This window comes from Ruegeria sp. ABV4_181, from assembly GCF_056158465.1.
In genome coordinates this window covers 1,247,091-1,267,791 of sequence record NZ_JBSWTI010000002.1, presented here as the reverse complement: position 1 = coordinate 1,267,791, position 20,701 = coordinate 1,247,091, and the positions used below count along the sequence as shown (strand labels likewise).

The following is a 20,701-nucleotide window of genomic DNA, read 5'->3' as shown; positions in this document are numbered from 1 at the left end:
TAAGAACCGCGTTGCAAATATAGTTTCGCACTATTCCACGCGATACAACCTAAAATAGTGTTTTGTCGAATTTGAGCTTGGGGGCCAATATCCGAGCAGCAGAGAAATTTTGCGCCGGATCGCTGAGATCGAACCCAAATACCGGACCACGGCCATTTTCCTCAAGCGCCTTAACAATCCTTCTGATTGCGATGTCCGGCCCAGACCCTGGATTCAGGTACGGGGCTTTGGAAATTGTGGCCCAGGAGGTATCGGATTTCAGGTTTCGAAAAAACGCGAAGACCGGGCTCGCCGCGGGACCCGTCACCGCGTGGACGGGTTTGCGCAGAATATCGTCCCGGGCGCCATGGATCATGCCAAGTCTGGACTGGGCTGCCTCGGTAATGGCTCGGTACAGTGCGATCTGCGGCAGCGCATGGCATCCCCACCCGACATTGCAACTCGAACGGGCAGAACCAGAGCCTTGATCCAACAAGACAGCCCAGATGACCGGCAGATTGACAGCACCCGGAAGCGCGAACAGCCGCATTTCAGAACCCGTTTCGCGACAACGATCCAGAACCAATCGTGCAACCGGGTCGTCGACGCTGTCGGTGTCGATGATCTGCGCTCGCTGCCGCAGCAGCAGCTTGCCGTTCTGTCGCACGGCGCACATCGCGTCGCGTTCGATTACTTCGTACAGCCCATGCAGGTAGGCCTCGGCCAGTGAATTCCCCGAGGCGAGACCATTGGAACTGGTTTCGTAGTACCCCGGTCTGCGCAGGAAATAGACGGCGCTGGAGGGCGCAAAACACGCCTGCCCGCTACTCAGGTTTACACCCAGGGTCCATTCGCCCACAAACTGGTCATCATAGTATCGCTGCAATTTGCCCGGCAGTTCATGCGGGCGCAGGATGTGGTTGGCACCCCCGCTCCGTTCGTTCGGAAGGGATTGGGCTGAGCCCTGCCAAATCCGACCGGGCAACGGGTTTTCGGCCCGATGCAACTCGCAGGCCTCCATGGCGGCCGAGACACACGCGGCGGCGTCGGACAACCCCTTGCCATTGGACACCTGCAACACCATGCCACCCGGGCGCACAGCCACCCAGGAGGGTACACCCAGAACATCCAGTTGCGTAATGGGCGCCACGCGGGTCACGCCGCATGACTTCAGATCCGGCTGGATGCGTGTCCAGGTTTCGTCCACGGAATACTTACGCATCTGGTCCAGTTGGCTGGACTGTCTCGACAATCCATCCGCGAATTGCAATCCGCTTAGATCCTGCGTGTTGGCGGTCATGGCTCGGCCTGCGCGAATAGCTGGTTTTCAGCGATTGACGTATCAAGCAAGGCGAGGTCCTCATGCCAGTCCGCAGCTCCGAAAAACAGCGGGCCGTGTTGCACGAGCCAAACGGCAATCGCGGTTGCCTCAGTCGCCACTTCCTCAGGCGGTGTGACGCCGGCGCGCGCCGCCCAATCCAGCAAAACGGCCATTTCCGAATGCACGTCGGAACCGAATCGGCACGTGACGTTCAGTTCCTGATGGGATCGCAGCGCGATCCAGGCACTGGTGGCAGCGCCCCGAAAAACGGATGATTGCTCCTCAAGCCGCAGCCCATGTAACGCCAGCCAGCTTTCCTGGGTTTGCCCCCTAGCCTTCGCATATTCGCTTACGGCCTGAACAGCAAATTGCGATACCTCCGCCTCGCTCGGGCCTTGCCCTGTCAACGCACACCAATCTTGAAGAAACCAACGACGTCGGCTCAGACGCCATGCGTCCGACAAGGCTCCGGGTTGTGCGGCGCGGGCCTGCAACTGCGCCCTCAGCGAGAGCGGCTGACCATCTGGCCCGGTTACAAAACGCGACAGCCGCGGTTCAACATCAAGCGGCGCCGGGTTGGGGAGGGGCCATAGATCAACCTCATTGCCGACCATAGGACCGCTGTCGGACAACAGCGCCAACGCTGCCCTTGCGTCCTGGGTTTTCAATCGCGTCCGGCCCTCAAGCGCACATTTCAACACCGCGCCGCTTAACCCCAACCGGTCGGCAGCTGTGACGATCCGATCCACTGTCCGGTTCACATGCCCCCAGGACTTGACCTGTGCAATCAGTTCACCGGCCTGCGGGCCGCCTTCGAACAATTCTCCCACGATCCAACGCAGATCGACCAAAGGAACGGACAGCTCGATATACCCCATCTCGGCCGGACCGTGGCTTAACGCCACCTCGTCATCCCCTTCGATCTCGCCACTTTGGAACAGCCGAAAGACCTCTCCCAACCCGACCATGCCATACGGTGCCAGTTCCAGCGCCCGCAGCGCACCCATGCTGGATGCCCCGAAAACCTCAATACCCGCCTGAAGCGCCGAAAGGATTTCGCGCTGCCAGATCGGAGTCTGGGCGTGAAAATATCCGTCTATGATCAAGACTCGGGCGGGTGGGCGCGCAAGAACGGCATAAAGATCGCCGAACTTGATCGGTGGCCGGAAGACGGCTTTGGGGTGCAGCGCCGCCGCCTCAGGCAAGGACAGGGATGGTCCCAGAAAGACAAGATCTCGGCCCGAGAGCATCTGGCAGTTTTGCTCTGTCATATTCTAAACAGTCACCCGGTGCGCATCGGCTTCGGCGCAGGCGGCGGAATAGGCGACGCCGCAGATGTCCTGCGCCATCTGCGCCAGTTCCGTTCCGGATATTCCCTGCAGAATGTCCGGAACGGGCGGGCTGATATTGGCGTGGCTTTCCATCGTGATGAGGTCTTCGGATATGCCTGCCAATCGGGCCAGATCGGCACGGCGTCTGCCAAGGTCATGGGTGTGCAGCACCAGCCAGCGTTGCGGCGGCAGAGCATCGAGCGTGCGCAACGTGGCGTTTGCCCAATGGCAAAGAAACCGTTCCGCAACCTTCGGCATGAACCGCGCCCGCGCCTCTTCCGAGGCAATTTCGGCCCAGTCAAAATGGCCAAACAGAAGCTGGCCATACGCTTCCATCCAACCTGGCGGAGTGCGGCCTTTGGCCCGAAAGCCGTCATGCCAGCGCAACAGCATTTTCAGATAGCTTTCAAACCACTCCGCAGGCGGCCTGATAGGCAGCACAAAACCGGCGTCGGGACATTGGGCCACCAACTCAGGCGCTGCAAGATGCAGGAAGCTGGCCGCATCCATCTCCAACGCGCTTTCCCGGTCGCGCCGCGCCAGAAACGAAGCCAGATCCGAAGCCGGCATCCGACGTGTCAGGGCTTCGATCGTTGCCTTCTCGGCATACTCGTTTGCCGCGCGCATAGGACGGAAGAGGGTATACAGCGATGTCGTTCCCGACCTGGGCAATCCCATACACATCAAATGAAACCGGCGTTTCGGCCAATTCACAACGAGCGGGGCCGAAAGGGGCACGGCATCGCAGTTTCGCAAAGCAGCCCGAATTGAACCGGGCAGGATTATCGGGTCTGCCGTGTCTTCCTTGGCCCGATGCACGACGTCCTCTGCAAACAGAAGACCGCTTTGTTCTCTCAGCACCTTAGCGATCGAAACCGCATCCAGCACCATCGCGTACCACAGACAAGTTTGGCCGCGTCCGGCCATCAAAGCCGGCACAACCGCCTCGAAAAACTCGTAGACCTGACCTTGGCTCCAAGCCAGTTTTGCGCGGCGCCAGACGGCGACTTCGCCGTAGCCATCCAGTTCCGCAACCTGTTTTAGTCCCGGCAGCGCCAACACATGCTGTTGCGCCTCAGCCTGAGGCAATGACTGCACGATGGTACCGATTTCACTACAGATCCTGTAGGTCATGGCCTCGGCAAGATCGGGCCGGATTTGCGCGGCCAGACCCGCAGACCACCCGGAACCAAACGGCAGATCCTCGCCGCCGCCATGCAGATAAATCAGGACGGCATCCGCCGCTTTGAGCGCCGTCGAAACATCGCCCTTTGCCGCCAGAACCCGCACCCAAAGGTGAAGCGTGTGAATGCGCCCGATATGCATCAGGTCATAGCCGAAATCCTGCTCCAACTGCGTATCAGCGGTCATGGCCCGTTCAAGCCGTGTCTCGGCAGACGGCAAATCACCAAGGCGAACGTCGTGGAAAGCCATAGCCTGCTCGATCCAGCTTTGCGAAAGGGCGTTCAGCTCGGGATCGTCAGCAAATGGTTCGGCCAAACGCTGTGCTTTTTCAAAGACTTGCCCGGCAGCCTCGGTTCCGTCGCGATGAAGCACGGATACCGCGTCGCGCACCGTGTCGCGAACGGCTTCATAGCTGAGCAACCGGTCTGCCGACAGTTTCCCTGCTATCTGTTCCTGCATCAGATCGGCAAAAAGCTGACCTTTCGGCCCGGCCCCAAGAGCCGGGGACAAACTCCATCCGATGCGGGTTGCGCGGACAACATGCACCAGCCAGGTTGCAATGGTTCTCATACCCATCTCCCGTCAGACGGGCCGTTCACGCCGCCTGCTCCACACCATCGCCCTGCGACGCCTGACCTTTGAACTCGATCGACAGGCAGGTGATATCGTCACTGGGATCAGCGCCTTCGGTAAAGATCGAAACCGACTTCATGACGGCTTTGAGCTGGTCCGAGGGCGTGGCCCCCATCAGCGGGCGCATCGCCTCCAGCAGGCGTGCCTCGCCATATTCTTCCAGTTCGGCCGACATCGCCTCGGTCACGCCGTCCGTATAGCAAAACAGGGTCTCTCCCGGTTCAAGCACGCCGGTCTCTTCCTCATAATCGAAATCCTCCCACACCGCCAACGCGGGCTGGCCCTGATCGGATTTCAGGTATCGCGGTTCGGTTTCGGGGCCGACGATGACAGGCGGGTTATGCCCGGCGTTGCAATACACCATCGCGCCGGTCCGGGGGTCGATTTCGACATAGAACAGGGTGACAAACAGCATCGCGTCATTGTCGACGCAAAGGTAGTTGTTCACCATCGTCACGCAGTCCGCGGGCCCCTGTGCCGACGCGGCAATTGCCCGCATCACGGTGCGCGAGATGGCCATGAACAGGGCCGCGCCCATGCCTTTGTCGGAAACATCCGCGATCACGCACCCGATCTTGCCGGACGGCAAGTCGAACACATCGTAGAAGTCCCCTCCAACCTCGCGCATTGGCACCATATCCGCGGCAAAGTCCATCTCTGCCAACTCGGGAAATGTCGTTGGAAGACATTGCTGCTGAATGCGCGTCGCCACATCCAGTTCACGGTTGACCCGTTCCAACTCGGTCCGGGCTTCCATGCCTTTCCGGAAACCTTCGAACGTACCGGCCAGCCGGCCAATTTCGTCATCCGTCTTCGGCACGTTCACGGCCTGGTCGGTTTTGCCCTCGGACAACGCGTTGAGCGACCGGATCACCGCGTTCAAAGGAAAGAACGATTGCCTGAGCGACCAGTTGATGAACGCAAGAAACAGTGTGAGACCACTGGCGAGCGCCAGTACGGATATGGCGTTCCCGATCCTTGTTTCGCGCAGCGCGGCAGAGGCATCCTGAATACCCACAATATGCAGTGGCGCGTCCAGAAATGCGCTGGGAACTGGAAGGCTGGCGATTTGAAGAAACCTGCTACCATCTTCCAGAAGGGAGATGCCCGACCGGGTCGCCTGCGCACCGAGGTTGGCCCGCTCTTCTTCAATCATGGCCGAGCCGCTGCTTTGCAGGATGTCTCCATCCGCCGACAAGGTCAGAACCTGCGAACCAAACCCTTTGGCCAACTTGTCGGTTGTGCGCTGGAAAGGGCTGACGACGATTGCCGCCGCCACCGGACGCGCCTTCAAGAACAGCGGGGCTGCGGCGACATGGACCAAAGATCCATCAGCCCCAAAGGTCAGCCCTGTGGTTACGCGCCCCTGAGCCCGCAACTGGTCGAGATGCTTCGCTTGCAATATCGGTGTGTCGACCATTGGACTGTCCGAACCGCCAAGATACGTGCCATCGAAGCGGACAAACTGCGCAGCGGTGGGGTCAAGGTCGGCCTGCAATTCCACAAGTTGCAACTCGATCAGATCGGCGTCCCCGTCCAGCAGTCCCTGAGCGAGCTCGCGGTTCTCCTGAAACCGGCGCGCATAGGCTTCCGCACGCTGGAATTCGACATCCTGCAGGCTTTCGAGATTGAGTTGAAGACTGGTCAGCAGCGCATTTTCCAGCCGCGTCTGCATTGCCCGTTCGCGGCTGTGCATCTCGAAAAGCAAAAGCGCCGTGAGAACCAGAAACACGACACAGACGATCGTGGTGATCCGGCTGCGCAAGCTGAGCCGTGCAAGCGCCGCAGTGTCGGAGCCGGACGTCATCGGGCCGACTCCTTCCCGCGCTTTGCGTAGACGAGCGACAGGGTGCCGCCGACATTTTTTAATGCGACGCCTTCATAGCCTGCCTTTAGGCGTTGCTCATGTTCTTCTGCGTTTGTCATCAGCGGGACCGGTTGGCGGTCAACCGCAAATGCAGGTTGGTCCGGCAGGGTCCGAACCAGAACAAATCGCAAGGCATCGTATTTGCGGATCAAACGTTGAACCGTCAGGCCGCAGCGCAACAGGTTCGACAAGGAGAAACTGTTTTGGGGAGACGCCATCGAGATCATGGTTTTGCGCCCCAATACCCGCGCCCGCTCCATGCGATACCCGGTCAGATAGCGCTGCAGGCCAAACCCGCGCCGATGCGGCAAAACGCCTGTCCCGTCCAAATGCGCAACCAGGGCAAGCTGTGCCGCGTCCTCCATCCCCAGGTCATGGCCAAAATTTGCCGGATCGGACGCGGTTGGCAAACCGACAACGGTATATCCAGCCAACTGGTGCCTGAGCCTGGCATGCTCCCAAAGGCCCCAGACCTCCCCGGCGCTTGTAAGGTGTTCGGCAAAGAATTCATCTTTTTCGCGTACGAAGGGTGCAGGCTGCTGATCGCTCAGATGATGCAGCTTTGCATGCAATGCCGTCAGCATGTCCAGATCGCCGATATCCATTTTGCGCAGTGCCAGACCGTTTGGCAGCGTACCGGGCCAATCGCCTTGTAACGGCGCCTGACCTCCGTCTGCGTTGGCCGGCTCGTGGGATGCGGCGGCCATCATTCGGGCTCTCCTTCAAGGATGCGGGCAAACTCCAAAATATCCAGGGGCGGGAACACTCCGATACGCAGCGCCACGTTCATGCGCACGATATAGGTGAACCGCGCCAGAGTGCTGATTGGAATTTCCTCGGCCGCTTCACCATCGAGAAGAATTCGTTCAATCAGCGATCCGTTGAGAAGGCCCAGATTGTAGTAGGGCGTGACCAGCCCGACCAATGCATCCCCTTCAAGGATTTCAAGCTCTGTTCCGGTAAAGCTTGGGATTCCGTATGACAGGGCCTCGCCAATTATGGTTTCCTGGTTTGCACCGACGAAATTATCCGGACCTATATACAAAAACTGGATGTCCTGCGCGGCCATCCGGGCGATCAATTCCGGTAAGGTCGCGGGGTCAGGCTGGCCTTCGGAAACGTCCTCCTCGCTTCCGTTTGCCTCGGCTTCCGCGCCGGTTTCGCCCTGGGTCTCGGCCTGCCGCTCTTTGAGAGGAACCGGGATAGCCACAAGCTCAATGCCGATCTCTTCGGTAATCGCCCGCATCTGGTGCATGTTCAGAACCGAGTTATCCTCGCGTGGATTGAAGATCATCCCGATCCGGGTCACCTCGCGATAGGCCTGCATCGCCTTGAGTTGCGAATCCAACGGCACCGTATGTGAACTGCCTGTCAGGTTTCGCCCACTGCCATCAAAATCAGGGACGACTTTGGACTGAACCGGATAAGACACCATCGTGAAAAGAACCGGTGTTTGCGATGTCGGAAACGCGGCCGTGTCCTCTTCATAGGTTCCGACCGCGGCCAAAGTTGCTGATGTCCCCCATGTGTACAGCAGATCAGGCTCAAGCTCCTTTGCTTGCCGAACAAGGCGTGCGAAACGCGAGCTGTTGCGATTGGCACTGAGGCAGGTGACGTTGAACGTCAGCTCACGGCTGTCGAGATAGGCCTGTACCCCTTGCTCAACGGGTGTCGGGCCGCGCCACAGGATCATTACGATATGGGGCGCTCCGTCCACATGCGGTCGCTCGCAAAGGTCTGGCATCTGCTCCTGCGCCTGCAAGCTACCGGCACCAAATAGCATCGCCAACATCAGGGCACAGCAACGTGCGAGTGCGGCGCGGGGATTACACAGCCTCAACATCGTACCCCCTCGCCCCGCGTGTCTTCAGGTCGTAATCCTCGGACCGCAAGCCTGAAACAAGGAAGAAGGCTGCAAAGCCGGTGCCTGTGACCACGGACAACCCGCCCAGAATTGCCGCTGCGCCTGCCAAACCCCAATATTGCGACAGGATACCGGCAAGCAGTGGTCCGATGACCGACCCAACCCGTTCAGTCATGCGATAGATACCCAGGACCCGACCCGGCCCGTATGTTTCGATCTCGCGCTGCGCCAGGATCGTAAACAGGGCCGACTGGGCCGAAATGCTCATGGCCTGCGCAATGCCAAGGATCAGGACCGACCAGGCGACGGCCGAAACGGTTGCGCCATATGCCAAGGGCACCAACCCCCATCCTGTCAACAGGGCTCCGACGCTTACCATAAAGGCGTGCAGCCCGAACCGGTCGCACAGCCGGGAGAACAGAGACATCAGGATCAATGCCGACGCCCCGTATAGCATCGTGATACGGCCGATTTCATTGCTCGTCGCCCCTATATCGGTCAGAAGCAGGGGCACCAGAAAGAACAGGAAACCTGACAGCAGAAGTTTAGCCGGCAATGCCGCCAGCAGGGCGGCGACCACAAATCGCGGCTGGCTCATGCATTCAATGACGATTTTGGGTTCGAACCCGAAATGCGTCGACTTGTAGGACTGCGCCGCATCGCTGCGGCCATCCAGCAACCGCATCGCCAGCAATATGCTGAATACGCCAAGTCCCGCGGCAACCAAAAGCGCGGGCTGAAAACCGAACTGCTCGGCCAGAATGCCGCCAATCGCCGGCCCGCAGACATCCGCCGCCATGATGCCACCCACAAAAACAGACATGCCGCGTGTGCGATTGGCCGTGGTGGTCTGGTCAATCACTTGTCCCTGGCAGGACAAAAAGCACAATGCATACCCGACCCCGGAAACAGTTCGGGCCAAAATCAGAGTGGCCAGGCTGGGAGCAAATGCAGTAGCCACCAGCCCGAGGCTGGCCAGCGCAGCGCCAATCATAAAGCCGTTCCTGCGCCCGACCCTGTCGGCCCAACCCGCCGCAAGCGTGCCGACCACCGCGGCCCCCAGCATGAAGGCCGAGATCGGAACCGCGATCAGAAGGGTGCTGTCCGTACCGTTGATCGTCTGCGCGGGTCCGCTGCCCAGCACTTCCGAGATGAATTGCGGCAGAAACGGTCGCGTCAGCTCTTCCGTCATCACAAACAGGAACGCGGCGCCGCGCACACCTGCCAGATGGGCAGCCGTGCCAATCTTGTTGCGCCCGTCCTCCACAAACTCGCCAACCGCTTTAAGGCGAGTGCGCATCCGATCCGCATCGGCTGCGTCGGCAAACCCGGCTTCAATGCGCGCCTTCAGATCCGCCATCCGCGTCGACAGCGTCTCAAGCAGCGCATTGCCTGCCCGTATCGCGCGGCGCATGGATACCCCGCCGGCCGGCTTTTCCAACCGACGGAAATCTTTGCCTACCAGCGCATTGAGCAGTCTGGTCACCTGGGCCAGCGGGCCGCTGATGCTGGCGGACATTACAACCAGCAATATCTCGACAGCCAGCACGACAGCCACAAAGACCATAACCATGATATCGGCGGCAGCATCCAGCAGTTGCTGCGCAACAAATGTTTCGTCAATTCGGGTGACGATCTGCCCGAATTCTGTTCCATCCGGGGTCACAAGCGGCAACACGACGACGCCGCTTCCGTTGGTATCACCGTGTGTAAAGCTGCCCAGGCTCGACATTTCAGGCGACAGCCAGCGCAGCAGTTCGCTTTGCATCGTGGCGGGCAACACCTGCAGGCCACGGTCCCGCATTCGATCGGGGTCCGCCTGCTGCGTAATGTTCGACGCCTCGGTATCAGCTCCGGTCTGGTTCGGGTTCGACTGCGCCCGACCCGAGGCATACATCACAACGCCGCTGGGGGATCTCAGAACGATGCTGGAAATGCCATGGCTGCCTTCCAGTGCGCGGTCAAGATACTCGTCCACCTTGGCCAGCCCTTCATAGGGTATCCCCATCGCCACGGCGCTTTCGATGCGCCCGCGCACGCGTTCGGTAACGACCAGCGCATTGGTCTCAAGAATGGGTCGAACGTTGCGTTCGAGCAACCCGATTGAGCGCAGGCCCAAGGCGCCCACGGACAAAACGAGACATAACACCGCCACCGAAAGAATAAAGAAGGCAAAACGTCTGGACATCTGGTCCATCAGGTCACCCCCTGCCCGGCTTGGCTGTCTGCGACGGGCGAGACAAGCGCTGTAATTCTGTGTCCAGATCATCCAGTTCTGTTTGGCTGGTGCGATAGGCGTTCATGGCGCTGTGCGATAGCTGATCCAGTTGATCGCCACTCACCTCAGGCGCTGTATCAGACGGCATCCCGCTGTCCAACTGCGCTGTCAGACGGTCCAGCCTTTGATCGATACGTCGCGCGGCCATCAGGCTGGCCACTCCGATCACGCCGATACAGGCCGCAAGCAACACTGCGGCTTCCATGGACAGAATGCGGGCGGACTCGGCCAGAATAGTCTGTGCGCCTGTCGGGTCATAAGACACCTCAACGCGCCCGACAACCGCGCCAAATGAGTTGATGATCGGCTCTGACACTGTTGCAATATCTGTGGCCTGCGCCCCTTCCCGACCTTCTGCCTGAGACTGACGGGAAAGGATCTCCTCGCCATTCTCGGCAACCAGCCGGATGGCCAGAACCTCGGCGTCGGACTCCAGCCTGTCTTCGATCTGCGCCGATACGTTGGATACGATCTCTTCGACCCCAAGGCCAAAATTCACCCCGGTTTCGATATTGGCGCGCAGGTCGGACGCGACAATTCTGTAGCGCCCGTCAACTGCCTGAGTCAAAGCGGTAGAAAGCTTTGCCATCGTCAGTGCGACCGCCGCAGCCAGAGCAATGGCAAATGCAACCGCCAGATAGGCGATGAGCCTTGCTGCAAAGCTCCCAACCAGCTCACGCATAATTGTCTTCGCCTTCCTATTCGCCCTCGCGGCCCAACGATTTACGCAGACGCATCACATTCATATTGCCGGCTCTTTCATAGCTTACGTCGTCCATGACCTGGCGAACGAGAAACACGCCTAGCCCGCCGACCTTGCGATGGTCAACATCCAGCGTCACGTCCGGCTCGACAACGTCCAGTGGATTGAACATCCGGCCATGATCTCTCAACTCACAGATGAGATCCCCGTTCTGACGCCGCAGGGCAACCTCAAGCTCGGATGTCTGCCCCTCATCAAACCCATAGTTTATGGCGTTGGTGACCAGTTCCTCCAGTGCAAGCTTGACCTGAAATGCATCGGCATCCGGCACATCCATGGCCACAAGGGCTTGATCCAGCCGGTCCAGCAAGCCCGGCACAGCCGAAAGTGTGTTGGCGAGCTGGATTTCGGCTTTCAACATCTGAAATGTCACCTTCTGATCCATCCGCCAAACAGCGCGCATTATTCACAAATTTGTGCTTGCTTCTATCTTAGATTGTATAGCTTCACCCAAATGACAGCTAGAAGAAATTTCAAATCACCCCAACGGAGTGTGCAACTGTGCCAATCGGTTCTTCAACCACCTACCTTCGGAACGCCCATTGGTCGCCCACACATCCCGGAGCGGAATTTGCCGCGCAATCCGACCGTATCCTTTCGGACATCACAGATCATCCCGCCATGACGGTAACCCCTATGATCCAAGACATGCGCAACAGCCAGGGGCGTGTAAACTGCTGGATCAAGGATGAAGGCAAACGCTTTGCCAACGAGGGCCTGTCGTGCTTCAAGGCGCTTGGTGTTCTTGGCGTTCTGGCCGCAAAACCGGATCTGGCACATGCGGACAGGTTCGTCTGCGCGTCCGATGGCAATCACGGTCGCGCCGTCGCCTGGGCCGCGCAGCGTCTGGATGTTGCCGCGACCGTTTATCTGCCCGCATCCGTGCCGCAAGAGAACTTTGACCGGATCAGGCAGTTTGGCGCGCAAACCGTGGCGGTCGAGCGCGGCTACGATCAGGCGATCGCCGCAGCGGCCGACGACGCGCACAAGACCGGGGCTGTCGAGTTTTCCGACACAGGTCGCCCCGGTTGTGAGGAGATCCCCTATCTGACGCTTTTTGGCTACGGCCGGATCGTGGATGAAATCCTTGAACAATTGCCATCCCCTCCCACACATGTCCTGGTTCCGGCAGGAGTCGGTGCGTTGGCGGCGGGTGTGGCGGCGCGGTTTGCCACAAGGTTAGGCCCGCGGATGCCGCGCATCATCACCGTTGAACCTGATCATGTGGCGCCTGTTGCCGCCAGTCTGGAGGCTGGGAAACTGAGAAGTGTTCCCGAAGGCGCTAAAACCTCGATGGACTGCCTCGCCTGTGAGACACCGTCCAATGTTGCCTGGAACCTTCTGCACGAGCGGCTTTTCGGCGCCATGGCCATTTCCGACCCCGCGGCCCTAAAGGCAATGAATGATCTACGATCTTCACAGGTTTTCACCCAGCCATCCGGAGCGGCGGCCTTCGCGGGGTTGCAGGAACTACTCACGGAATCAGCCCTACGGGCTCGCGCCGGACTCGACGGGACGGCCAACGTGGTTTCTCTGGTGACCGAAGGGCCGTCGCTGACTTCCGGGTAGGCACAGCGTAAATGTCGACGTGAACCAAGCCCGCCGAATATGCTCGTGTTTGCCGCGCATTCAGCGGGCGGGGTTTTCCTTCGCACATCCCGCAGCTCAGGCAATTTCATTCCGGTTTCAAATTACGGCGCTTGATTTTTGATAGGTCCTCGGTACAATTTATTCGTGTAAAGAAAAACAAAGCCATTTGGTTTGGTTGTGCGACCGGTCGCAAACCCAGCATTGATTTGACCCGTGGCAAAACGAGAGAAGGGACAATGCAATGAGTGTCGAAGACCTTAAGGAATATGCACGCCGCTGTGCCAGCGATCCGGACTTGCGGGCCAAGGCGAAAGAGATTGGCGCAACCAATCTGGATGGCCAGATTGAGCATGCTGCATCCATGGGATTGACCTGGACCAAGGAAGACATGGCCGCTTTCCAGGAGGAGATGCAGGCCGATGGCGAGCTTGGCGAAGATGATCTGGAAAAAGTTGCCGGGGGCGTTGTGACCACCACCGCCGCGGCCGCAGCAGCCGTTGTCGGCGCAGCGACCGCCGTGGTTGGCACTGCTGCCGCAGTTACGACAACCACCAGCGGCAGCGGTTGGTAATCTGATTAGACAATCGGTTCGAAGGGGCGGGAAACACCCGCCCCTTTTTTATTTCCGACCTGAGCAATATCCACTTAAGGTTGAAACGCTTAACCCCACACGGTGAATGTCCGGGCCCCCACATCACCTACCCGCCGATGGGGGCTTGGTTCAGGTGACCGAGGTAATCGGCCTGGGTGCGCGCGGCGTATGCTCGGGCATGACCCACTCACCATGCTCATCAATTACCAACACATTGCGGATCGCGGGCAAAGCAGCAATCGGCGTCGCCTTTGGCGGGCCATAATAAGCCAATTGGTAGGAATTGTACCCGCGCATCATGGTCAGGTTTCTTTGTGCCCGCGCGTGCAGATCCGCATCGGAGCAGGACGCGCCACTTACATTCAGCCCGCCGGGATTTTCCGATGAATGCCCCCATTCCATGAGCACCCCATTGCTGTTTTGCAACAAGGCGCGCAGCCAGCCGACATAATCCTGTGACCGCTTCTCCATATCGTAAAGACCCGAAAGCCCGGCGTAGAACACGGCAAATTCCTGTCGCAGGCGGCTCTCGTATTCGGCCATGGCGATATCTTCCGGTATCGCGCCAGACAGGGTCGCCTTAATCGAACGGGCTGCAAGAAGCGCTCCGTAGGTGGCCAGATGCACACCTGACGACAGTAGCACATCCACAAAACAGGCTGCATCGCCAATCTGCACGACGCCCGGCGCGCTGAAGGCGTTGGAGGCATAAGAGTAATCGGCGCACAGGCTCACCTGATCGTAAGGGGCCTGCTCTGCCGGTGAGGCGTCGCGCAACAGTTCGGTTATCCGTGGGCAGGTCGAAAGCCAGTTTTCCAAACCTGCTCGTGGGTCCACACGAAGATGGGCCAGGCAGTCGCGCGGGGCAACCACGCCCACGCTGGTCAGCCCGTTTCGCAACGGAATATACCAAACCCAGGCCGTCCCGTGTTCGGTTTCCAGTGTCTCGAAAAACACGTTCCCGTCCAGCGGCGCGTCAAGCCGCCCTCCGCCTGTCCAGTATCCCCAAACGGCCACTTTGCGAAAAAAGTGCGAGTGCTCGCGCCTGTCCAACTCGGGGATATTCAGGCGCATCTGTCCCGTGGCATTCACGACATACCTTGCGTGCAGCGCATCTTGCTTTGCGCTCTGTCGGTGAGCGTAGGTCACGCTGCGGCCTTGTTGCGCGTCGCCGTCACCGACGGAAATTGCGTCACACCCCCTGAGGAGCGTTGCACCGCAATTCTGCGCGCTGGACAGAAGGATTTCGTCAAAACTCGCACGATCAACGTTGAGAGCCAGAGGCGGATCGTCGGCCTGGTCGGGGCCGAAGGCGAGGGTCCAGATGTCCTGTTTGTCAGCGCCCCAGCAAAAGGTGGCCCCGCGCTTCACCGTATAGTCTTGGGCGTCAACGGCACCCTGTGCACCGATCAACGGCAAAACCTGCCGCAGTGTGGCTGGCAGCAACGATTCACCGATGCGATAGCGCGGCCCGGTCTCTCTTTCCAGCAGGACGGTAGACAGACCAGCCCTGGCGCACAGACCCGCCATCACCGATCCTGCGGGACCGCCGCCAATAACCGCGACATCTGCTGTGTGCGCTACGTCCATTTTTGCCTCTCAGGCCGACGGGCTAGGTATTCAGAACACGCTGCGTGGCGGCCGCAAGCCTGCGAATCTGAGCGACGGTTACAGGTTCCGTCTCTTTTGATCGCTGAATCTCTCCGATGTTCACAAGGCTTTGCGGATCATACTTCTTCTTCAAAGCACAAAACGTCGCCCAAGTCTCTGCGTCGTAATAGTCGGCATAGTCCAGCGACCGGCTCAGGTTCTCGGCTTGTACATAAAGACGACCGCCTTCATCAATAACGGACGAGACAAAGTCCTGCTCGGCTGCGACAAGCGCGGCTTCCACCTCTGGCCTGCCGATGCCACGGCACAGCGCCATCACCCCCATTAGAACGAAATCTTCGTCCCGCGGGTACAGCAGCGGCGGCACCGGGGCGCGGCGCTTCACAAGGTACCGGAAGCCGATGGGCTCTCCGTTCAGAGGCGGCCCGACCCATCCACCGCTGGGCTCCAGCGTGGCGGAGTGTCGGTTGCTCCAATCCCCGAGCAACGTCCAGAACCGGTCTTCGTCGGCGACCGGAACCATGGCCGAGAACCAATAGAGCCAGTCGATGCCATCCGGTCCCGGCAGGTCGTTTGTTTCGGAGGGGTTGAGCGGGTTGGTGACCGGTATTCTGCCCTTTTGGCCAACAGAAAACCGATTGTTCTCGCCCGGAACGGGCTGAAGTCGAAGGGTCACGTCCAGGATCAAACCAAATTGACCCATTGCCGCGAAAATCCAATGGAAATCTGAATCTTCCGGAGTCAGCTTTCGCAATTCTCCGCGGCCATCAAGCAGAGTAAGTGCCGCGACATGAGCCCAAAAGCCGCCATGTGTTTCCGAGATAGAGACATAACCGTCATTGGACTCGCCGCGCGTTGCAGCCTCTCGCGTGGTAGGCGGCACGCGCAGCCCCATGCCTCCGGCGTTGACATAGCCACCTAGTGTCGGGCCTGCCCATCCACCGTTAAAGACCGGCAAGCTCATCCCATGAGCCGCTGCGAAATCGCGGATATCCCACATGATGGCACCGCTGCCGACCCGCAACAGGTTGGGTTCCAAGACTTCGAACTGGTTCAGGCCATGCGTCAGGAAAAGTGTTTCGCCCCTTCTGGGCAGGCTTGCGCCGCTCAGACTATGACCGCTGCCCCGTACCCGCAGCCGTTGTCCACGAGAGAGTTCCTCGCGCCATTGCGCGATAGCTTCCGCATCGGATTGGGGCGCGCGCAAAGACGGACCGAGCGGCGTAAGATATAGTTTTCCGTAATCAGCGAGTGGCATCAAAGGGTCTTTTGCTGATGTCTGACCGGGCGAAACTGGATGACCGAATCTTGCCAGACTGATTTGATTAGCGCGAACCGAGGCAATTCCCAGCGCGGCATCGCTTCGCTATTTCCTAACAAAATACCCTCCGAACATCCGCCCGGAGGGTCGCGTTGAAAATGCGCAGGCCCCGAAGGCTGCGCCAGTCTATTACCAACCGCTGCCGGTTGTTGTCGAGGTCACCGCGGTCGCGGTCCCGACCACAGCGGCGGCTGCGGACACAACGGCCGCTGCGGCGGCTGCGGTGGTTGTCACGACGCCGCCGGCAACTTTTTCAAGATCATCCTCGCCAAGCTCGCCATCGGCCTGAATCTCTTCCTGGTAGGCTTGCATGTCTTCCTTTGTCCAGGCCAGACCCATTGATGCGGCATGAGCAATCTGCCCATCCAGATCCGTGGCGCCGATTTCCTTGGCCTTGGCGCGCAATTCAGGATCTGCGGCGCAACGTCGTGCATATTCCTTCAGGTTTTCAACACTCATGCTTAATCTCCCAATGGTATCAACGCCACCATATGTAATCCCGAAATCGGCGCTATTCTGAAATCACCGGCCTCCCGAACACCGGCCAAGATGGCGCTCTGGCCAGTGTCGCTATAGTTGTGCAGAACAAGCGACGAAAAATCAAGCAGTGGTTGAGGCGCGTAGAAAAAAGTATCGTCTGCGTGCAGGACCGGCGTCGTCAAGAGCTGTGTTGCAAAGGCCTGGCTACAACGGGTTTTTCGGCGGCGACTTTAGTGTCGACTGGCAATCTCAACGTACTATTCAAACAGACAGAGGGTGGGCACTGATCGATCCTTTTAGCTCACCTGCGCCAACTCTCTTTTTGAAATAGTCGCCGTCGCCGGAAAGATGCGGTTCCAACCGAGGGCACGTAACGCGTCCACCAAAGGCTAACCCGCTCTACCCATCCCGTCCGGGTTCGCTTGGATCATTGGAAAACAATGCGATCTTATTGCCTTGAGGGTCCCGTAGATAGCCAACGTAGAAACGTGGACCGTATAAGTCCCGGAAACCCGGCTGACCTTCGTCAGATCCCCCTGCGGCAAGCGCTGCAGAGTGGAGATCACGGACCTGCTGTTGGCTGCGAAGTTCGAATGCGATCATGGTGCCATTGCCCGCCGAGGCGGGATGCCCATCGAATGGTGCTTTTACGTAAAGCTCAGGCAGAGCAACGGATTGGCCGGGTTGTACGGGCAGCGCACAGCTTAATCCTTCGGGGCTTTCCTCAAGTTCGTATCCAAGCGCGGGCAGGAACGCAGAATAAAACCGCTTCGCGAGAGAGATGTCATCGGCGCCGATTGTGACATAGGCAATCATGCTGTGTATTCCTTTCGGGACACTTGGTTGCACTGTGTGTATGCGGCCATGTGGTGGGCCAACTCTCGCTTCGTAGGGGTATCGCATTCGCGGCCGCCTTCGGTTCAGCCATGGGCAAGTTTCTGCGAACGGCCTAGCGCATTTGTTTCTTCTCCGCGTCTTCGGTGGCAATGCGGACACTCAAGATCGCCGCAACCCAGGCAAACACAGCGGCTAGGCCAAACATGAAAGGCCACGAGACGCCCGCCGCAATTCCGGCCAGCACCGCACCTAACGCACCAACCCCGTCCATCAGAACGAACGCGAGGCCAAGCGTCGTGCCTTCGCTGCGCTCCGAATAATCCACAGCGCTGGCCAACACCACCGCGCGGATTGCATCAAGGGCGGCGACACCGGCTATCATCATCGAAATCATCACCCAGAATGGGGGAGCAAAAGCAAGCACCGTGACCGCCAATGCCGCGACTCCGTTACCGACGATAAGAACCAGCCCCCGCCCAATGCCGTCGGACAACCATCCAACCCATGGCTGCGCAAGCGCGCCGGTTGTCAGCAGAGCCGCAAAGGTCACACCTATCGTCGCTGGCGCGAGCTGATGGATGGACGCCAGGTAAAACGGTATCATGCTCAAAAGCGCGATCAACGCCATATTGTAGAGGCAGATCAGGGCGACGATGCGCAAACCGCTACCCAAGGGCCACACCCGCAGAATGTCAAAAAAGCTTCGTCGGTTCGCGGAGCGTCTTTTGACAGGTGGAATGGCGCGCGCGATCCAAAAAAAGCAAAAACCAAGCAGCACTGTGGGAGCAACCGAGATGACTAGCGCAACGCGCCAGTCAACCGCAGACAGAAGAAACCCGACAGACAACGGGGCCAACACCTCGGCAAAGGATCCGCCTATCGCGTGTATCCCCAAAGCGTGTGCGCGACCGTTTCTATTGTCGCGGGTCAGTATTCCTGTCGCTATCGGGTGCCACGCCGCATTTCCCATGCCTGCGACGGCAAGAAGCAACGCGAAGCTCCAGAACCCGGGCGCAAGCGCTGCCAGCCCGTAGCCGATCGCAACCCACCAAAAGGTCGCCACAAGCAGATGCCCCCGGTGCGAAACATGATCAACCAGCAACCCCGCCGGGATGTAAGCCAGCGCCCCACCTATGCTGAACAAGGTGAATAGCAGCCCGACTTCTGTGGGTGTGAGATTCATTGCAATCCCGGCGGTCGGCACAATCAGCCACAACGCAGCAATTGGCCAATCGTTGGCAAGATGGCCCAGAACGAGCCATGTCATGAAAGCGCGCTTGTTCATGCGAATTGGAAACCCTGATGTGGAAGTTTGGGCGTTTTACCCGGCCACTTGTCAAAACCTACCCCAAGCGCATATGTCTGTCAGTCGAAGGTTGGGCATTTTGTGTCGAGGATTCGTCAGTGGTAAAAACTCAGACCAAGACTATCAATCGCCCCCCGTACCTTGGCGAGACGATCAGACCTGAGCCGGGTGAAAACTATGACTGGCACGTGCACGACTACGGCCAGTTCATCTCCGCTGCCTCGGGTTCCATGTATGTGGGGACACCTGACCGCGTTTTGCTGTTGAGCCCAGCCATGGCTGTTTGGATACCGCCAGATACCGAACATTGGATGCGGTACGGCGCCAACAATGTCATGGTCTACGTGGACGTTAATCGAGATGAAGCAGATCAGCTTGGTCGGGATTGTCGGGTAATCTCCATGACCCCTCTGCTCGGTGCATTGTTTTCAGCGACGATGCCTGACAGCACAGAGGCAAGAATGTCGAAACACAACGATGCCCTGCACACGCTGCTCCGTCACGAACTGCTGTCTGCGCGCGACGTGCCCCTGTCACTGACTCTCCCGCGGGACGATCGAATTCGAGATCTCACCCAGGCAGCACTTGATGACCCCGGTGCCGTTCGTTCGGTTGAAACTTGGCTGGCTGATGCGCCCGCGAGTCGCAAGACAATTGAACGTCTGTTCATCGCCGAGACGGGGATGCCGCCCTCGCGATGGCTGCGACACGCTCGGATTTTACACGCTGTTTCACTTTTGGCCGCGGGCCAAAAGGTGACGACAGTTGCCTTCGAGATGGGATATGGGTCGTCCAGCGCGTTCAGTTACATGTTTCGTCAGGCACTCGGCGTCAGCCCAAGCGAGTTCTTTGGAAAATGGCCTGCTCGCGGACATCTAGAAGACAATCAAGACAGGCGCTGAGCCGACCTCTGTACCAAGATTGCGAACACAGGCAATACCTTGTGGCAGGTAACCTGGATCGCCATCAGCCAGCCCAATACCTTTTTACCGAGACCCACGCGGCAGCTTCCTTAAGCCGGCACGAAATCGACCGCACGGCGTCAAATTGCTTGAATAGTTAATAGTTACAGGACTTTGTTTAGAAAGTTGGATCAAGTTCAGATCACTCATACTGAATAATTATCGCTTCGAAATCTTCTTTGCTCGTCACCATAGTATGGTGGCCCACCCCATGTTTATCTTCCATAAACCAAACATCGCCAGAACCAATATCACGCGCTTCACCATCGCTTGCCGTCACTCTCACGGAACCTGCGAGACAGACGAGGCTCTGCGCGACCGGAGTCGGATGTATCGGTTCATTCCAACCTGCTCGCAACCTTAGAAACAAAGTCTGTTTGACCGGTTCCGGGTCCGATATCTCAATAGGCTTCGCCGGAGGCGCAAAACTGCGTTCCCGTAAAGTAATGCCCACGTCTTCCCAATGGCTTTGCCCATCTGAATCAGCATACAGCCTGTCATAACGCATGGTCGTGCTCCCTGGACATCAATAGTTGCGTGGGCATCCACTCAAGACCCTGATTTTCATATTCATAGCAGCATTGAATATGCGCAAGAACCCGCGGCGTTACCTTGTAGCCATCCTGCTTGCGAGATAGGCTAGCAAGAGATACCCTGACCTGAGGCCGTTTGAGGCGGCCACCCGGTCCGCGGAAAGCTGTCATCGGCGCCTCTCAGAGAATGAATGAAAACCACATCGGTTTCTCAGCCCGGATTAGCGGACAGTCGGGCAGCGGAGGGA

Annotated in this window: 18 protein-coding genes; 3 read left to right on the top strand and 15 right to left on the bottom strand. The window is 58.7% G+C overall.

Going from position 1 to position 20,701, the window contains the following annotated elements; genetic code table 11:
• Positions 1–49: 49 nt before the first annotated feature.
• From ACXAC3_RS06360 to ACXAC3_RS06320, 9 genes are all read right to left on the bottom strand, one after another.
• The gene (locus ACXAC3_RS06360) at positions 50–1,279 is read right to left on the bottom strand and encodes a YcaO-like family protein (RefSeq protein WP_475157930.1); all 1,230 of its coding nucleotides are present in this window, start codon (positions 1,277–1,279) and stop codon (positions 50–52) included.
• Positions 1,276–2,571, bottom strand: a complete 1,296-nt coding sequence (locus ACXAC3_RS06355; protein WP_475157928.1) for a TfuA-like protein — start codon at positions 2,569–2,571, stop codon at positions 1,276–1,278. Before ACXAC3_RS06355 ends, ACXAC3_RS06360 begins: the two co-directional genes overlap by 4 nt.
• 3 nt (positions 2,572–2,574) lie before the next feature.
• Complete coding sequence (locus ACXAC3_RS06350; protein ID WP_475157927.1) at positions 2,575–4,386, bottom strand: sulfotransferase; 1,812 nt, start codon at positions 4,384–4,386, stop codon at positions 2,575–2,577.
• Between the two features lie 25 nt (positions 4,387–4,411).
• Entirely contained in the window at positions 4,412–6,256 is a 1,845-nt protein-coding gene (locus ACXAC3_RS06345; RefSeq protein ID WP_475157926.1) for a SpoIIE family protein phosphatase, read from the bottom strand.
• Complete coding sequence (locus ACXAC3_RS06340; protein ID WP_475157924.1) at positions 6,253–7,026, bottom strand: hypothetical protein; 774 nt, start codon at positions 7,024–7,026, stop codon at positions 6,253–6,255. Before ACXAC3_RS06340 ends, ACXAC3_RS06345 begins: the two co-directional genes overlap by 4 nt.
• The gene (locus tag ACXAC3_RS06335; protein WP_475157923.1) at positions 7,023–8,060 is read right to left on the bottom strand and encodes an ABC transporter substrate-binding protein; all 1,038 of its coding nucleotides are present in this window, start codon (positions 8,058–8,060) and stop codon (positions 7,023–7,025) included. Before ACXAC3_RS06335 ends, ACXAC3_RS06340 begins: the two co-directional genes overlap by 4 nt.
• A gap of 82 nt (positions 8,061–8,142) precedes the next feature.
• Positions 8,143–10,377, bottom strand: coding sequence for an MFS transporter (locus ACXAC3_RS06330; RefSeq protein WP_475157922.1), 2,235 nt, complete (start codon positions 10,375–10,377; stop codon positions 8,143–8,145).
• Positions 10,378–10,381: 4 nt separating this feature from the next.
• Positions 10,382–11,140: a hypothetical protein gene (locus ACXAC3_RS06325; RefSeq protein WP_475157921.1), complete on the bottom strand. Its 759-nt coding sequence runs from the start codon at positions 11,138–11,140 to the stop codon at positions 10,382–10,384.
• A gap of 16 nt (positions 11,141–11,156) precedes the next feature.
• Positions 11,157–11,582: an ATP-binding protein gene (locus tag ACXAC3_RS06320; protein WP_475157920.1), complete on the bottom strand. Its 426-nt coding sequence runs from the start codon at positions 11,580–11,582 to the stop codon at positions 11,157–11,159.
• Between the two features lie 140 nt (positions 11,583–11,722).
• On the opposite strand from ACXAC3_RS06320, the gene ACXAC3_RS06315 reads away from it, so the two are divergent.
• Together ACXAC3_RS06315 and ACXAC3_RS06310 are read left to right on the top strand one after the other, a co-directional pair.
• Positions 11,723–12,790: a pyridoxal-phosphate dependent enzyme gene (locus ACXAC3_RS06315; RefSeq protein WP_475157919.1), complete on the top strand. Its 1,068-nt coding sequence runs from the start codon at positions 11,723–11,725 to the stop codon at positions 12,788–12,790.
• A 262-nt stretch (positions 12,791–13,052) separates the two neighbouring features.
• Complete coding sequence (locus ACXAC3_RS06310; RefSeq protein ID WP_475157918.1) at positions 13,053–13,382, top strand: Nif11-like leader peptide family RiPP precursor; 330 nt, start codon at positions 13,053–13,055, stop codon at positions 13,380–13,382.
• A 150-nt stretch (positions 13,383–13,532) separates the two neighbouring features.
• Here ACXAC3_RS06310 and ACXAC3_RS06305 read toward each other — a convergent pair whose 3' ends face one another.
• The 5 genes from ACXAC3_RS06305 to ACXAC3_RS06285 form a co-directional block, all read right to left on the bottom strand.
• Entirely contained in the window at positions 13,533–14,993 is a 1,461-nt protein-coding gene (locus tag ACXAC3_RS06305) for an NAD(P)/FAD-dependent oxidoreductase (protein WP_475157917.1), read from the bottom strand.
• Positions 14,994–15,015: 22 nt separating this feature from the next.
• Positions 15,016–16,272 carry an FAD-binding oxidoreductase gene (locus ACXAC3_RS06300; protein WP_475157916.1) on the bottom strand — a complete coding sequence of 419 codons (1,257 nt, stop codon included), beginning with the start codon at positions 16,270–16,272 and terminating at the stop codon, positions 15,016–15,018.
• Between the two features lie 192 nt (positions 16,273–16,464).
• Complete coding sequence (locus tag ACXAC3_RS06295; protein ID WP_475157915.1) at positions 16,465–16,794, bottom strand: Nif11-like leader peptide family RiPP precursor; 330 nt, start codon at positions 16,792–16,794, stop codon at positions 16,465–16,467.
• Positions 16,795–17,214: 420 nt separating this feature from the next.
• Entirely contained in the window at positions 17,215–17,631 is a 417-nt protein-coding gene (locus tag ACXAC3_RS06290; RefSeq protein WP_475157914.1) for a VOC family protein, read from the bottom strand.
• Positions 17,632–17,764: 133 nt separating this feature from the next.
• Positions 17,765–18,919 (bottom strand): MFS transporter, encoded by a 1,155-nt coding sequence (locus ACXAC3_RS06285; RefSeq protein ID WP_475157913.1) that lies wholly within the window; start codon positions 18,917–18,919, stop codon positions 17,765–17,767.
• Between the two features lie 35 nt (positions 18,920–18,954).
• Here ACXAC3_RS06285 and ACXAC3_RS06280 point away from each other — a divergent pair, with 35 nt between their 5' ends.
• Positions 18,955–19,860 carry an AraC family transcriptional regulator gene (locus tag ACXAC3_RS06280; protein ID WP_475157912.1) on the top strand — a complete coding sequence of 302 codons (906 nt, stop codon included), beginning with the start codon at positions 18,955–18,957 and terminating at the stop codon, positions 19,858–19,860.
• A 202-nt stretch (positions 19,861–20,062) separates the two neighbouring features.
• Here ACXAC3_RS06280 and ACXAC3_RS06275 read toward each other — a convergent pair whose 3' ends face one another.
• Entirely contained in the window at positions 20,063–20,428 is a 366-nt protein-coding gene (locus ACXAC3_RS06275; protein WP_475157911.1) for a cupin domain-containing protein, read from the bottom strand.
• Positions 20,429–20,701: the final 273 nt, after the last annotated feature.